At 66.3% G+C, this 14,920-nt stretch carries 15 protein-coding genes and 1 other RNA gene; 12 read left to right on the plus strand and 4 right to left on the minus strand.

Translation table 11 applies throughout. The features are described 5' to 3' along the window. Window position 1 precedes the first annotated feature (1 nt). The gene (locus B9C43_RS26995; RefSeq protein ID WP_084429785.1) at window positions 2-559 is read left to right on the plus strand and encodes a TetR/AcrR family transcriptional regulator; all 558 of its coding nucleotides are present in this window, start codon (window positions 2-4) and stop codon (window positions 557-559) included. Window positions 560-1,137: 578 nt separating this feature from the next. On the opposite strand, the gene rnpB is transcribed toward B9C43_RS26995, so the two are convergent. Continuing rightward, window positions 1,138-1,525, minus strand: an RNA gene (gene rnpB, locus B9C43_RS27000) — RNase P RNA component class A. A gap of 152 nt (window positions 1,526-1,677) precedes the next feature. On the opposite strand from rnpB, the gene B9C43_RS27005 reads away from it, so the two are divergent. Next, a complete protein-coding gene (locus tag B9C43_RS27005; protein ID WP_084429786.1) occupies window positions 1,678-2,193 on the plus strand; it encodes an NAD(P)H-dependent oxidoreductase in 516 nt (171 codons plus the stop codon). On the opposite strand, the gene B9C43_RS27010 is transcribed toward B9C43_RS27005, so the two are convergent. Both B9C43_RS27010 and B9C43_RS27015 read right to left on the minus strand, forming a co-directional pair. Next, the gene (locus tag B9C43_RS27010) at window positions 2,180-2,914 is read right to left on the minus strand and encodes a sugar phosphate isomerase/epimerase family protein (protein WP_033380700.1); all 735 of its coding nucleotides are present in this window, start codon (window positions 2,912-2,914) and stop codon (window positions 2,180-2,182) included. The two genes, B9C43_RS27005 and B9C43_RS27010, sit on opposite strands and share 14 nt — an antisense overlap. Window positions 2,915-2,919: 5 nt before the next feature. Further along, the gene (locus B9C43_RS27015) at window positions 2,920-3,213 is read right to left on the minus strand and encodes a winged helix-turn-helix transcriptional regulator (protein ID WP_084429874.1); all 294 of its coding nucleotides are present in this window, start codon (window positions 3,211-3,213) and stop codon (window positions 2,920-2,922) included. 58 nt (window positions 3,214-3,271) lie between these two features. On the opposite strand from B9C43_RS27015, the gene B9C43_RS27020 reads away from it, so the two are divergent. The 5 genes from B9C43_RS27020 to B9C43_RS27040 are packed head-to-tail and all read left to right on the plus strand — an operon-like array spanning window position 3,272 to window position 6,825. Then, window positions 3,272-3,673, plus strand: coding sequence for a VOC family protein (locus B9C43_RS27020; protein ID WP_084429788.1), 402 nt, complete (start codon window positions 3,272-3,274; stop codon window positions 3,671-3,673). 9 nt (window positions 3,674-3,682) lie between these two features. Further along, window positions 3,683-4,048 carry a nuclear transport factor 2 family protein gene (locus B9C43_RS27025; RefSeq protein ID WP_084429789.1) on the plus strand — a complete coding sequence of 122 codons (366 nt, stop codon included), beginning with the start codon at window positions 3,683-3,685 and terminating at the stop codon, window positions 4,046-4,048. 57 nt (window positions 4,049-4,105) lie between these two features. Further along, window positions 4,106-4,639, plus strand: coding sequence for an NADPH-dependent F420 reductase (locus B9C43_RS27030; RefSeq protein WP_084429790.1), 534 nt, complete (start codon window positions 4,106-4,108; stop codon window positions 4,637-4,639). Window positions 4,640-4,672: 33 nt separating this feature from the next. After that, a complete protein-coding gene (locus B9C43_RS27035) occupies window positions 4,673-5,464 on the plus strand; it encodes an ArsR/SmtB family transcription factor (protein ID WP_235038851.1) in 792 nt (263 codons plus the stop codon). Then, the gene (locus tag B9C43_RS27040; RefSeq protein WP_084429791.1) at window positions 5,464-6,825 is read left to right on the plus strand and encodes an alpha/beta hydrolase family protein; all 1,362 of its coding nucleotides are present in this window, start codon (window positions 5,464-5,466) and stop codon (window positions 6,823-6,825) included. Before B9C43_RS27035 ends, B9C43_RS27040 begins: the two co-directional genes overlap by 1 nt. On the opposite strand, the gene B9C43_RS27045 is transcribed toward B9C43_RS27040, so the two are convergent. Next, on the minus strand, window positions 6,822-7,928 hold the full coding sequence (locus B9C43_RS27045) for a winged helix DNA-binding domain-containing protein (RefSeq protein ID WP_084429792.1): 1,107 nt from the start codon (window positions 7,926-7,928) through the stop codon (window positions 6,822-6,824). The genes B9C43_RS27040 and B9C43_RS27045 overlap by 4 nt on opposite strands. Window positions 7,929-8,517: 589 nt before the next feature. Between B9C43_RS27045 and B9C43_RS27050 the strand changes: the two genes are divergently transcribed. From B9C43_RS27050 to B9C43_RS27070, 5 genes are all read left to right on the plus strand, one after another. Then, window positions 8,518-8,784 (plus strand): hypothetical protein, encoded by a 267-nt coding sequence (locus tag B9C43_RS27050; protein ID WP_084429875.1) that lies wholly within the window; start codon window positions 8,518-8,520, stop codon window positions 8,782-8,784. A gap of 4 nt (window positions 8,785-8,788) precedes the next feature. Further along, window positions 8,789-9,235 (plus strand): hypothetical protein, encoded by a 447-nt coding sequence (locus tag B9C43_RS27055; RefSeq protein ID WP_033380693.1) that lies wholly within the window; start codon window positions 8,789-8,791, stop codon window positions 9,233-9,235. 172 nt (window positions 9,236-9,407) lie between these two features. After that, on the plus strand, window positions 9,408-12,236 hold the full coding sequence (locus tag B9C43_RS27060; RefSeq protein WP_051894891.1) for an ATP-binding protein: 2,829 nt from the start codon (window positions 9,408-9,410) through the stop codon (window positions 12,234-12,236). Next, window positions 12,233-14,251, plus strand: a complete 2,019-nt coding sequence (locus B9C43_RS27065) for a hypothetical protein (RefSeq protein WP_200825699.1) — start codon at window positions 12,233-12,235, stop codon at window positions 14,249-14,251. Before B9C43_RS27060 ends, B9C43_RS27065 begins: the two co-directional genes overlap by 4 nt. A 95-nt stretch (window positions 14,252-14,346) precedes the next feature. Then, the gene (locus tag B9C43_RS27070; protein ID WP_235038852.1) at window positions 14,347-14,919 is read left to right on the plus strand and encodes a hypothetical protein; all 573 of its coding nucleotides are present in this window, start codon (window positions 14,347-14,349) and stop codon (window positions 14,917-14,919) included. The last annotated feature ends 1 nt before the right edge of the window (window position 14,920 follow it).

The following is a 14,920-nucleotide window of genomic DNA, read 5'->3' on the forward strand; positions in this document are numbered from 1 at the left end:
CATGGCCCGTAGATCGGACGTGACCAGGGAGGCGATCCTCAACGCCGCCCGCGAGCGCTTCGCCGCGGACGGATACGAACGCGCGACCATCAGAGCGATAGCGGCGGACGCGGGAATCGACCCGGCGATGGTGATGCGCTACTACGGCAACAAGGAAAAACTCTTCGCGACAGCGGCGGAGTTCGACCTACGCCTGCCAGATCTGACGGTGATCCCCCGTGACGAGATCGGATCGACGCTCGCCCGGCACGTGCTGACCCGCTGGGAGCGAAGCGAAACGATGATGGCCCTGCTCAGGGCAGGGGTGACTCATCCCTCCGCCGCGGAGCGCATGCGCTCGATCTGTGCGACCCAGTTGGGGGCGGCATTTGCGGCCATCGGCCTCGACGACATCCCAGTCCGCGCAGGGTTGGTGGCGACGCAGGTTCTGGGGTTCGCCTTGTGCCGCTACATCTTGGAGTTCCCACCCGTGGTGGCGATGGACAATGAGGCAGTCGTGCACTGGCTCGGCCCCACCTTGCAGCGCTACCTGACGGGCGAGCAGCCAGGTTCTCTTTAACGACTTCACCTTGTCGGCATGGCCATCGCTCGGGATTGCTTCCTGCGGGTGGATCACCGCCGCGCCACCGCCGCGAGCTGCCTACCGGGCTTAGACCCCCAGACACCCCAGACACCCCAGACACCCCAGGCATCCCCCACCACTCCCGGGGGGCGTCCCCTGGCCAGTCTATCGCCTGGGCATGATCAACATCGGGTCGAGCGGTGGCTGTGGACAACCAGATTTGCCAATGATCCCTTCGCCACGCTAAAGCCATCCCTCGCGCCAAAGCCATCCCTCGCGGCCAAGCCGCCCCTTCGCGGCCAAGCCATCCCTCGGGGCAAAGCCTCCGCTCGTGCCAAAGCCGCCCCTTCGCGGCAAAGCCGCTGCTCGCGCCAAGCCATCCCCCGCGCCGAAGCCGCTGCTCGCGGCAAAGCCGCCCCTCGCGCCTAAGCCGCGCCCGTTGGTTCAAGCGAAACGCACCCAGCGCTGGGTCGGAAGGAACTCGCACCGTGGGGGTCTGGGGGCTCGGCCCCCAGAAGACACCACGCCTCGGCCGCCTAACACGCTGAAAAGAACAAACAGCGGCGGCCGAAAGGCGGACGAGTCGGCATGTAAGCCGGATTCTGTACCCGGGATTCCCGGGTGGCGGCCATCCATCTGGGCCTGCCGTCGCCGGCAGGCTCGTGCGGCCTACCCGCAGGCTCGGGCGGGCCGCCCTCGATCGCCTGCGCAGGCGTCCATTTCTGAACGCCCTCTTGGCCTTGCTCCGGGTGGGGTTTACCTAGCCACCCCGGTCACCCGGGGTGCTGGTGGTCTCTTACACCACCGTTTCACCCTTACCTCGGCCGTTGGCCAAGGCGGTTTGCTTTCTGTGGCACTGTCCCGCGAGTCGCCTCGGGTTGCCGTTAGCAACCACCCTGCCCTGTGGAGTCCGGACTTTCCTCGGCTTTTCTTTCGAATCGCCGCGGCCGCCCTGCCGACTCGTCCGCCTGCAAAGGGTATCTCACGGTTCGGAACTGGTTGCCGGTGTGTTGGTCACCGGGCTTTACTCGGCGGCGTCACACGGTCACCGACCGGGAGCGATGATGTCCACAAGCGACTGGGTGCGCGGTCACCCCGCAGGGTTGTGATCGGCCATGGCCACGATTCTGATCGTGTCGGGCAGTCCGGCGCCGGAGGCGCCGACAGCCGTGCTGCTCCGGCATGTTTCCGATCTGCTCAAGGGTCACGAGGTGCATCTGCTGTCCGTACGTGACCTGCCGACGGTCGCGTTGCTCAGCGGTGACCTTCTTGATCCGGTGATTCGCAACGCGATGGATTTGGTTGACCGTGCGGATGGCGTGGTTGTCGCGAGTCCGGTTTATCGTGCCGCGTACAGCGGTCTGGTGCAGTCGTTGCTGAACTTGCTCCGGAAGACCGCGCTGACCGGCAAAGTGGTGCTGCCGCTGGCAAACGGTGGCACGCAAGGTCACCTTGTCGCGATCGATTACGCGTTGCGGCCGTTGCTGGCTGCACGCGGGGCGACCGATGTCGTGCCTGGCCACTTTGTTCTCGACACGGACGTGTCCACGCCGTCACCGGAACTCGCGGGCGCGGTGCGCCGGTTCGCCGGTGCGCTCGCGGAAAACCCTGGATTGGCTACTGCTTCATAAGGTTCACGAACGCGGCCAGTGACTCCTCGAACGGCGCCGCGTCGGAGTACCACTTCGTCTCGTGTTCCAGCACGATCGGGCCGGTGAAATCCTTGGCAGCGGCTAGGGTTTCCTTGATCGGCACCGTTCCGGTGCCCGGGACCATCGGCCTGCGGTCGGTCGCGGAAGCCGCGTCCTTCAGTTGGAGTTCGCCAAGCCACGGCAGCAAAGCCTGGGCTGCCTCGGCCGGTGTCTCACCGGCGCGCCAGGTGTGCATCGCGTCCCAGATCGCGCCGACGCCGCTCGCGCCCGAACCGGCGAGCACAGCCGCGATCTCCTTGCCCCGCAACAAAAGATCGTGCGTCTCGAGCAGCAGGGTGACGCCTTCGGCGATCTGCGCCGCCTTGGCGAGCCGCTCGGCGGCCAGGTCCACCGAGGTTCCCGGTGAGCGGCCGGGGAAGATCCGGATCGCCGGTGCCTGCAGGTCGTGTGCCAGTTCGACGTGGTCGGCGAGTATCGACACGTCGTCGTCGCACAGCCGGTAGTACGACGCGAGCGCCGTGATCCCGAGCCCGTCGAGCGCACTGCGGGCCGCGTCCTTCTCCGCTTTGGACAAGCCAACGTGCACCGGCTCGTCGGCGGCGCACCGCAACTCAACCAACCCGATGCCGTACTTGCGGGCCAGCGCGGCAACGTCGGCCAGCGGGAGGCCGGGGCATCCGAGCGTCGAGAAACCAAGCATGCCGCTTACCTTACGACCGCGACCTGCTCGCCGTGTTCGTAAGCCCATTGCCCCATCGCCTCGATCGGCACGAGCATGGTCCGCCCGAGAGCGGTCAGCTCGTATCCGCGTGTGACCAGGCCGTACTCCTCCAGCCGACGCAAGGTCTCGGTGAGCACTTTGGCGCTGACCCCGCCGATCTGCTCGCGCAGTTCGGTGTGTCGCCGCGGCCCGTCTTTCAGTGCCCAGATCACCACGGCGTTCCAGGTGTTGGACACGATGTCGAACGCCAGCCGGGCGGGACAGTCGGCAAGAAGCATGCGGACAGTCTGCATGATACAGTCTGCGCTTATATAAGCAGTAGCTACTGGAGGCGGGATGGCCGAGCAGAAGATCCACACGTTCCTGATGTTCGAAGGCAAGGCCGAAGAGGCGATGTCGTTCTACATCTCGCTCTTCGATGACGCGGAGATCGTGTCGATCAGCCGATACGGCGCTGAAGGTCCTGGCAAGGAAGGCAGCGTCGTGCAGGCCATCTTCACGCTCGCGGGCCAGCAGTACATGTGCATCGACAGCCCGGTCTCGCACGCGTTCACGTTCACGCCCGCTGTGTCGCTGTTCGTCAACTGCGCCGACGAGGCCGAGATCGACCGTCTGTACGCCGCGCTGTCCGAAGGCGGCGGGGTGCTGATGGCGCTCGGCGACCATGGGTTCAGCAAGAAGTTCGGCTGGATCAACGACCGTTTCGGAGTGTCCTGGCAGCTCAACCTCGCCGCCTAGACTCGGCGCATGCAAGAGGCTGACCTGGTCGCTCTTTCGAAGGAATGGGCCGCCGCGATCGTGTCCAACGACGCCACCCTGATCGGTTCGTACATGGCCGACGAGTGGGTGATCGTCTCCGAAAGCGGCGTCTCGCCGAAGGACCAGTTCCTGGCCATGGTGGCCTCTGGGGCTTTGACGCATTCGGCGATGCAGATGGTCAGTGAGCCGCGAGTGCAGGTCTACGGCGACACCGCGACCATCACCGCGCGAGTGACGAACACGGCTCACCACCAGGGGCAGCAATTCGACGCGGACGAGTGGACCACTGATGTCTTCGTCCGCCGGGACGGTCGTTGGGTGTGCGTACTGAGCCACATCACCCCGGCTCAATGAGGTAGCCCTGGAGCGGGGAACCGTTTGGTAACCAACGGTTTCCCTAGCTTCGGGCACATGCGAATCGGAATTCTCGGCGCCGGCAACATGGCGCACGGGCTCGGCGGGCTGTGGGCCAAGGCCGGGCATGAGATCAAGCTCAGCCATCGGGGCGAATTCGCCGAAGCTGCTGCCTTCGGCGACGTAATCCTGCTGGCGGTCCTGGCCGAAGGCGTGCCGGACGTCCTGCGAACCGTTGATCTCGCGGGCAAAGTCCTCATCGACTGCACGAACTCCGTCGTCCCGGGCGAGTGGACCGTCGGGGTATCGATGGCGCACCGGGTTGCCGAGTTGGCGCCGAAAGCCCGAGTGGTCAAGGCCTTCAACCTCTGCCACGAGTCCGTGTGGCGCGACGACCCGCGCAAGCTCGTGCCCATCTGCGGGGACGACCCTGAAGCCCTTGAAATCGTGAAAAGCCTGGTCACGGGCATCGGCTGCACTCCGGCAGACGCCGGCCCGCTGAGCCGGGCGGCGATCTTGGAGGCCACTGCGGCGTTCGTGATCGGGCTGTCCGTTTCCGGTTTCGACCCCCGCGAGGCACTCGACGGTTGACATGTGACCTTTTGGTCACATATGGTCTCTCCTGTGACCGAGGACGACGACAGGGTGTTCAAGGCGCTGGCCGACCGCAGCCGTCGTTTCCTGCTCGACCTGCTGTTCCTCCGGGATGGCAGGACGCTCACCGAGCTTGAGTCCGAGCTGGAGATGACGCGGTTCGGCGTGATGAAGCACCTGAAAGTGCTCGAAGAAGCCGGTCTCGTGGTCACACGCCGCCAGGGACGGGAGAAGCTGCACTTCCTCAACGCCGTCCCGATCCGGCTGATCCACGACCGGTGGATCGACAAGTACACGTTGCAGCAGGTCGCCGCGCTGGCCGACCTCAAAGCCGAATTGGAGAGACCGATGACGACTGCCAAGACCGTGCAGATGAACCGCGTCTACATCAAGGCGAGCGCACAGACCATCTGGGACGCCATCACCCAGCCTGAGTGGACGGTGAAGTACGGCTACCAGGCCCCGGTCGAGTACGACCTGCGCGTCGGCGGTGCGTATCGCGGCCTGGCCAGTGACGCCATGAAGGAACAGGGTGGGCCCGACGTGATCATCGAGGGCGAGGTGCTCGAAGTCGATCCACCGCACAAGCTGGTGCAGACGTGGCGCGCGACCTGGCTGGGCGGAGAGGCGACCACGTTGACGTTCGAGATCGTCGAGAAGGACAACGGCGTCTGCTGCCTCACGGTGACCCACGACGTCACGGGCGCGCCGCAGACCGCCGAGCAGGTCGCGGGCAACATCGACGGTGCGGGCGGCGGCTGGGCCGAGGTTCTCAGCGACCTCAAGTCGCTGCTGGAGACCGGTAAGTCGGTGTACGCCTGATGAAGCGCTTAGTCGTCGCTGTCATCGCGGGCCTGGTCGCTCTGGCCGCGCCCGCGGTGGCCGCGGAGCCTCAGATCCAGCACCACGAAGGGGAAATCGGCGGGGTCAAGTACCGCGTCGAGGTTCCGTCCAACTGGAACGGCACGCTTCTGCTCTACAGCCACGGGTACTACCCGTACCCGTCGGCTCCGCCGGAGCCATTGCTCGCCAACCGGCTCTATGACACGCCGGAGTGGTTGCTGCGGAACGGTTTCGCGCTGGCCGCGTCCGATTTCGAAGGACTCTACGGCTTGGCGATCGAACCGGCGTTGCGGGACCAGATCGCGTTGCTGGACTGGTTCGAGGCCAACGTCGGCAAGCCGCGCCGGACAATCGCGACCGGCACCTCGATGGGTGGTGGAATCGCGACGCAGCTCGCCGAACGCAACCCGGGCCGGTTCGCCGGTGTGCTGGCGATGTGCGGGGAGTACGACCCGCAAGGCACGTGGAACAACGCGCTCGACATCACCTTCACGGTGAAAACCCTGCTGGCCGAGGGGCGGGACATCGACCTCGTGAAGGCCCGCGACCCGGCAGCCAGCAGCGAGGCGTTGAAGAACGCCGTGCTCGGCGCGCAGAACGACGACAAAGGGCGCGCGAGGATCGCGTTGGCCGCGGCCTTCGGCAACATCCCTGGCTGGTACAGCCCGCACGAGCCGGAGCCGGCGGACAAGATCGCCGACCAAGCGAAGTGGATCTACGGCGCCTACGTCTGGGGTATGGGACCGCAGGGCGGCCGGGAGGACTTGGAACGGCGCGCGGGCGGCAACCCGTCCTTCAACATCGGCGTCGACTACCGCCGTCTGCTCAGCAAGTCCTTCCTCCGCGACGAGGTCAAGAAGGCCTACGAAGCCGCTGGCCTCAACCTCGACGAGGACTTGGACAAGCTGGCGAAGGCGCCACGCATCGCGCCGGATCCCCGTGCGCTGGCCTACATGTACCGCTACACCGTTCCCAGTGGACGGATGCCCGTCCCGATGGTGACGCTGCACAGCACAGGTGACGGCGGCGCGGTCGCCGACCAAGTACGGTGGTACGCCGAAGAAGTCGACCGTCCTGACCGGATCCGGCAGCTGTTTGTCGGCCGCGGTGGACACTGTGGATTCAGTGCCGCCGAGGAACTGACAGCACTGAAGACGTTGTTGCACAAGGTGGACACTGGTCGCTGGCCCGACACCGCTCCGGCGAAGCTCAACGCCGCGGCGGCCTCGTACGGCAGCACTTACCAGAACGTGCTCTTCCTGGACACCTTTACTGACAAGGAAATGACGCCGGCGTTCACCACGTTCACGCCACCGAAGCCGCTCCGGCCTTCACACTAGGCGTGGCCGCCGACTGTGACCGGACCATACGTCACAGTCGGTGTGGCGCCGATGATCTGGCCAACGCGCTGAGCTTGTTCGTCAAGCTCGGCCCGTTGCCTTTTGGTCAGCTTCACCAACGATTCCACGGTGATGTCGACCCGGCGCCCGGACTTGCGTTGGTGCCACAGCCCGGCGACCGTGCCGTTCACGATCAGGTTCTGGAAATTGGCCCGCATCACCCGGTCCTTGGCCTTGCCGGGATACAGCAACGACGGCGGCTGATTGCCCACACGATACGAGTAACCGTCGAAATAAGGCAGCAACCGCACGCATTCGGTGACTTCAGGCACGGCCAAATCGCCGGGCAGCACCCACGCTGGCTCACCTTCGACCTCGACCTGTTCGAGCTCGATCGACGCGAACACCTCGGCCGCCCACTTGATCGGCGCGTTCAGCCAATGCGCGAACCTTTGCGGCGTCGAGGGTCCGTACGCCCGCAGGTAGCTCCGCACAACGTGCTCAAGCGACTGCCGCGTGGGAGCCGGTGTGACGCCTGGGTTGGTGTACGTGATCTTGCGACCCTTGTTGGCACCGAAGGCAAGCACACCACGGACAGCGGCCAGATGAGTCACCGTCCGCCAACGCGGCCAGAGATCTTGGAACGCGGGCATGACCCAGTCGCCTGCCCACGGCCCGGCCAGCTCGACGAGCGCTTCGGTGAGCTCGTCGACGGTCAACTCCTTGCCGTCGAGCGCCTTGCCGATCGCCGCGAACACTGTTTCGGTCTGCTCGTCGGTCATCCGCACGTTCTCGTCCCACGGACTCGGCCCCGGTGGAACCGCGGACAACGCACCAAGCCACAGCGGCAACTCCGAAGCGGGCAGGAGATGAACAGTGCCGCGCTGGCCGAACGTCTTCACCAGATCGGGCGCCTGCTGCACGTCCGCCCGCGTCGCCCCGTCCAGCCGCAGCGCGATACCCAGTTCCGCGGCCGACTGGACCTGCGCGTGCGTCCCGGCCATCGCGCTGACGACATCGACCGGCTGGCCAGCCAAGGGGACGCTCAACCCGTGCCGTGCAAGTCGTCGGGCGCAGACGTCAGTCCAAGAGAAGCGGTGCATAAGGCCAAGGTAGAACCTATTCAGGCCACTTCCTGGCCGCTTTTGAATTGATCTTGCCGAATCGATCACCGTACGTGAGAAGTTCGCCTGAATCCGAACTCGTATTCATCGGCGGTATAATCGAACATATGTTCGACGCATCGACGATCATGCATGAACGATTACGAAGACGTCTCACGCAGGGGTCGAATTTCACCTGATCGAGGCCCTGACCTCGCGTTCAGTCCTCTCTGGACATCGGTGACCTGCGCCGGTGTGTGACCGTTGGCTGAGCCGATCGGGGGATTGCCCGTCAGCTAGACTCTGACGAGCCCGTGACTTGCCGCACCAAGGGTGAGCATAGGTCGGTCGGGCGGGTGAACTCCGCAGGATGTTGGGCGAATTGGGTGGTCATTGCATACGGACGCCTCCCGCCACCCCATCATGGGGGGTGGTCATACACACGCCGCCCAGGCCGCCCGGCAGGAGGTCGAACTGGATCTACGGTGCGTTCGCTGCCCACTACACCTCGTGAAGCCGACATGTTCTACTCGATAGGCACAGCGGGACCCGGTTCCGCTTCGCTCGTCGTATTTGGGAGTTCGAGATGATGACGGCCCTGATCACCCTCGCTCAAGACCCGAAGGGCCTGGGCACAGGCGGGGTCCGCGAATGGATCCTCAACAACCTGGTGCCATTGCTGCTGCTCGCGGTCGCGCTACTGCTGTTGTGGCTCGGCGGCGGCAAGGGCGACAACGCCGGTGTCATGCGCAGGCTCGGCGGTGTCGTCATCGCGCTCGCGATCATCGGTCTGGCGGTCACCACCAGTGCCGGTCAGGACATCGGCGAATGGATCGCCAGTTTGTTCCGGGCCTGATCGCGTGCGGATTCGTACAGACGACGAGGTATACCGCGTCGACGCGGTGTGGCTCGGGCCGCCGAAGGCGACGTTCCCTTGGCGCGCCCGTTACGTCGCATGGGGTGTCGGCGTCGTCGTTTTCCTCATCACCATGACCGTCGAGCGATGGATGGGTATCGGCTTCGGTTTCTTCAGCACCGGGTGGGCACTGGTCATCACCGTGCTGATTACCCGTTTCATCTGCTCCCGAATCAGCCATGAGCGTCCTCTTGGTGCTGTGCTCGCGATGTGGAGCCGCGAACTCACCGCACCACGGGAGACCAGCGCCGGACAGGGCGGCGCGGTCAGTGCGACCCGCGTGAGGGTGAACGCTCAACGGCCGCGGCCGAAAATCAAGAAGCGTGGCCGCGTGAAAGAACACAGGCGGGAGGTCAGCGGTGTTCGCACGCCGACGCAAGCCCGGGCCTGATCGGGCCGAGCGGGATCAGGCGAGGCAGCCACACCCGTTCGACCCACCACCAGTGCCCCAGCACCAACCCCAGCCCCAGCCGCGCCAGCAGCGAGCGCTGCCACCGGCGCCGGGCTACGAGGCGCCGCCACCGCGGCATCGGCACAGGGCCAGTGGGCACGGCAGCAACTTCATGCCCCCGCCACCGGCCACCAAGGCCGGGCGCAAGGCGCAGGCCAAGGCCGCGGCCAAACGCAACCGCAGGCTGCCCGGCGAACAGGGCATTCCGCAGTACACGCCGGAGATCATGGCCCGCAGCATCGATGGGCATCTGCTGCGCACAGGCACGGACGTGTACGCGTGGTACCGGCTGGCGCCGCAGCGTTGGTCGTTCCGCAGCGACTCGCAACGCCAGGACCTGATCGCGGCCATCGCCGGCCAGTACGCGGAGTTGCATGGCCGATGGCTGCACCTGCGCGTGACCGCGCGGCCGTATCCGATCCGGATGTGGGCCGAGGCGCACGTGCACAACGCTGTCGGTCGTTTGCCGGATGTTCCTGGCGCGCTGTCGTTCGACGATTACCTCGTGGGCGAGCAGCAGCAGCTGATGGGCCGTTCGATGGCCGAGAAAGAGGTCTATCTCGGCGTCCAGGTGCAGACGCGCAACATGGTGGACAGGGCGGTCGAACGGGCCGCCCCATTGCTGCGCAAGATCTTCCCTGACGCGGTGGACGCCGAACTGGTCGCGCTGGACAGCGAGGTCGAGCACCTCGACCAGGTGATGGGCTCGGCTGGACTGGAAGGCCGGCCTGCCACGGCCGAGGAAATGTCCTGGCTGATGCACCGGTCCTGCTCCCTGGGCCTGCCCGCGCCGCGCAACATGCCGGCCGTGCCGGGCGCCGCGTGGGAGCCGGAGGATCTGGCCAGCTTCACCGACGCGGCGGACTTCCACCAGGACCCGTACTCGCCGACTGTGACCGTTCGTGGCCGGACGGGCTCCAATGCTGGCGTGACAAGGCATGTGGCGGTGTTGACCGTCGGCCTGATGCACGGCCTGCAGATCCCGGAGATCGACGACCCATGGATGCAGCGGTCGGACCGCCTGCCCGCGAACGTCGAATGGTCCGCGCGGATCTACGTGCGACGACCGGAAGAAGTGCAGGGCGAGCTGGCCCGGCAGATGAACAAGGTCCGCTCACAGGTCAAGCACTACACCGACGAGCACGGCCTGGAACCGCCGCAGTCGTTGGCGCGGCAGGCTTCCCGCGTGCTGGAGATCGACGACGAGATGACCACCGGGTTCACCGCGCTGGCCACTCGCGTCCGATCCTGGTGGCGCCTGGCGGTTTCCGGTCCGACCGAACGGGACGCGCTGCGGCTTGCCCAGCAGTTGCTGGATCTGTACAAGCCGAAGATCGCGATCGAGCACCCCGAGGCGCAGTACGCGATGGCGCGCGAGTTCATCCCGGGTGAGCCGCTGGCGTCCGCGGCCTACCTGCGGCGTGGCTCGGTGATGTGGGCGGCCTCCGCCGTGCCGACCGCGACGGCGGAAGTCGGTGACCGGCGCGGGATCCTGCTCGGCGAGACCTGCACGGCGACGCGGCGTCCGGTCGCGTGGGACCCGTGGATGGCGCAGGAGTTGCGTGACTCCTCTGGCCTGACCGCGATGGTCGCCGGTCTCGGTGGCGGTAAGTCGTTCCTCGGCGGCGGAATCGTCTACAAGACATTGCGTGCCGGTGCCTACTGGACCATCCTCGACCCGTCGGGTCCGCTGGCCAGGCTGTGCGAACTGCCTGAGCTGCGGCCCTATGCGCGGCCGATCAACCTGCTCAACGCGCAACCGGGCATCCTGAACCCGTACCGCGTGGTCGCCGAGCCGATGATCGAGCACTTCATGGACGAGGAAGACCCCGAACGCGCCTGGCGCCGGGAGAAAGCCCTCGCCGCGGCGACCCGCCGACGCCTCGTTCTCGACGTGCTCACCGGGTTGCTGCCCTACGAGGTCGCGCGGTTGCCGCAGACCAGGATCGTGCTGCTGCGCGCGGTCCGGACGATCGGCGGCCGGTTCGACGCCCACCCGGGCATGGTCTTCGAGGCCCTGCGGCGCGACGCCAGCGAGCACCGCGAGCACGCGATCGTCGTCGCGGACTTCCTCGACGAGATGCGTGAGCGCATGTCGTTGTTGATCCCGGAAGATGACGCGGACCCGTACAACGAGACGCGTGACGACAGGCTGACCGTGCTGACGATGGCCGGTCTGACCCTGCCGAAGGACGGCGTGGGACGTGAGCACTGGACCGACGCCGAGGCGCTCGGTGTCGAGCTGCTCAACCTCGCGGCGTGGCTGACGCAGCGCTCGATTTACGAGCGCCCCAAGGACTTGCGCAAGGGCGTCTGGATCGACGAGGCGTTCTTCCTGTCCGAGGTGCCGACCGGCCGGGTGCTGATGAACCGGTTCGCCCGTGACTCGCGTAAGTGGAACGTGCGTGTCCTGCTGTCCAGCCAGATCCCCGCTGACTTCCTGCGAATCCAAGGCTTTGTCTCGCTGCTGGACTCTGTCTTCGTGGGCAGGCTGGACGACGACGCCGCGCAGGCGGACGCGTTGCGGCTGCTGAAAGTGCCGATCGGGGCGGGCTACGAGCAGGTGATCGCGAGCCTCGGCCGTCGCCCGGCGCAGCGCACCGAGCTGGAGAAGGACCGTGCCCCGCGGCAGTTCATCTTCGCGGACGGTGCGGGCGGTGTGGAGCGCATCCGGGCCGACTTCTCCGGGCCGCACCTGGATCACTTCCGTACCGCCATGGACACGACGCCGGACGCCCTGCGCGACCCGGCCCGTGCCGGCGAAGCGGCGCAGCAGCACGCGCCGGAGCCAGAACCACAGCCGCCCGCTCGGTACGCCGACGCGGACGAGGAGTTCGAACTGGAAGCGGACTTCGAACTGGGCCTGACCGAAGAGCCGGTTGAGCAGCCGGTCGGAGGTGGGGCACCGCCGAAGAAGCCCGGGCAGGAAGACGCCGCATGATGACATTGGTCGTGGTGGTGGTCGGCGTCGCGCTGTTTCTGGCAGCGCGACGCCGACGCAGACGCGCGTGGCCGCTGCCGAAGCGTGGGCGGCGTAAGGCTTTCCTGACCGTCGCCACGATTCTCGGTCTCCAGCTCGTCGTTTTCGCCCCGACCGCCGTCGCACAGGACTGCGACAACGCCCCGAACCCCGGACGCCCGACCGCGGGCATGGTCGCGGCACTCGACGCACCTCGTCCCTCCCACGGCACCCCCGGCTCGATCTACGGCCAATACGCCTACGCGGGCCAGGTTTGGCACGTCTACGACGAGAGCTGTGGCGCGCTGGGCAAAGCGATCACCGACCCGGACGCCACCATCGGCAACTGGATGGGCAACCAGTTGTTCGACGTGGGCAAGAACTTCGTCGCGGCCACCAACGGCGTGCACTACGCGTTGGCCTACGACGAGCTGATGGGACCGCTCGACGCCGCCATCGACGGCGCCACGAAGCTGTTCTACGACAACATCTACGTGAAGTGGTTCGGCCTTGCCGCGGTGATCCTGGCCGTGCTGCTGTTCCGCTACATCTGGCGCGGCGACCTGGCTTCGGTGTCGCGGCGCGGGTTGTGGGCGTTGGCCGCCATGTGGGTCGCCACGTCCTTCGTCATCGTGGGCCCGCTGTACAAGGAAGTGGAAGAGCGCTTCCTGTCCAAGACAACCCAGATCCAAGCGGGCTTCCTCGCGGACAACGCGCCGGAGGCCGACCTGCACGCCTTGCCTGAGGCGCTGCACAACAAGGTTGTCTACCAGAACTGGCTGCGTGGCGAGTTCGGCAGCGAGGACGCGCCGGAAGCCAAGCAGTTCGGCCAGGAACTGCTGGCCGCGCAGGCGTGGACCAAGTTCGACTCCACCGACACGGTCGACCAGGCCGCGCTGGAAGCCAAGAAGGCCAAGTACAAGGAGATCGCAGCCAAGCTCGGCCCGACAAAGGGCTACTTCACCGGCACTGACGGCAGCCGGACCGGCGCGGGATTCCTGGCTCTGTTCCAAGGAATCGTGTACTCGCTGTTCCAGCTGTTCGCCAAGCTGGGCATCCTGCTCGCCCAGGTGTTGCTGCGGATCTTCCTGCTGGCGACGCCGTTGATCGGTCTGATCGCGATCCTGTACCACGACCTGCTGCGCAAGGTCGCCCGCGCGGCCGCCGCGGTCGTGCTGAACGTGCTGGTCCTCGCGGCTCTCGCGGGGATGCACGTACTGCTGTTGAACGCGATCTTCAACGCCGGTGAGAGCCTGCCGACCATCGCGATGATGGCATTGGCCGCGTTGATCACTGTGATCTTCTTTGTCATAGGCAGACCTGTGCGCCGAATGTGGCAGATGGTCGAGTTGTCGGTCGGCGCGGTGGGCGGAGCCATGCCTTCCGCGGGCCCGGGTTTGTTCGGCCGCTTCCGTCGCAAGGGCGACCAGCGCACTCCGCAAGACGAGTTCTGGGACAACGTCCGCGAGGGCGACCACGACGACGAGCCCGTGGTCCGTCGCGACGGTCGCCGTCCTCGCCCAGAGGCAACGAACCCCGTTGCCGCGAGCGCGGAACGCATGGACCGCAACACGCCAAGGGCGGGTATGGGCCGGACCGAGATCGGTGCTTCGGCAGCGGCCGTGCTCGGCGCCAGCGGCACCGACGACCGTGGTTTACCAGCGGCACGCGGTCCCGCAGGCGCATTGCCGCCCGCGCAAGGCGGCAGCCGGATCGTCGATACATCGCCAGTCGCGGACCGTGGTTGGGATCGCGGCGAAGATGCCGTCGTTGTTCCTTCGCGCGTTATCGCGCCACGGCAACGTGATGACGTCGCCGTGTACGAGCCGAACCCAGTCGTCACACCGAGACCAGCGGAGACCGAGATGGTCGCCGGGCGCCCGGTGCACGTGATCTACCGCCCATCGCGAGGGTTCGAAGTGCGTGACAACACACCACCTCGTCGGCCACTACCCATGCGGGACGGCCCGCGCGAGACCGATGCGTACATAAGGTGAGAGGAGGCGACTGAATGCCCATCCGGACCAACCGAGGCCGTGCAGCGGTTTACCGAAGGCTATGGGGATGGCCGCTCCGTTCTCCCAAACACCTTGTGGCACTGATCGTGTTCGTGCTCGCGATCGTGCTGTTCGTGGCGTACATCCTGCCCAGGCTCACCGGCGGCAACGCGCCCGCGCAGAACACCGCGGCGAGTACGTCGGCAACACCTGGCGCCACAAGTGCTGCCCCGACGTCGACGCAGGGTGCGCCGGGCGTCGTCCCGCCTGCCGCGCAAGGTGGCGGCACCGCGCCTTCGCAGTCGTTGACTGAGACACGGCAACCCATATCGGAGAACAAAACCCCGGCGAGAGCCGAGAAGGCGGCGCTGGACACGGCGCTGTTGTGGGCCGAGGCGTTCGTCAACCACCCGGACAACGTCAAGCCCGAGGACTGGCTGAACACGTTGAAGCCGTACACCACCGACGAGTACTTCGGTGCGGTGCTGACCAAAGTGGACCCGAAGTCGGTGCCGCAGACCCGCGTCCGCGGTGGCCCCGCGGCCACGGCCGACTCGTACACCAGCTCCGTCACCGTCGACATCCCCACTGACGTGAAGAAACTGAGACTCACCCTGGTCAAGACGGACGCGGGCTGGCGCGTCAACGAGCACACCGAGGTGGACTGAT

It is taken from the genome of Kibdelosporangium aridum, assembly GCF_900176515.1.
Classification (GTDB): Bacteria; Actinomycetota; Actinomycetes; order Mycobacteriales; family Pseudonocardiaceae; genus Kibdelosporangium; species Kibdelosporangium aridum.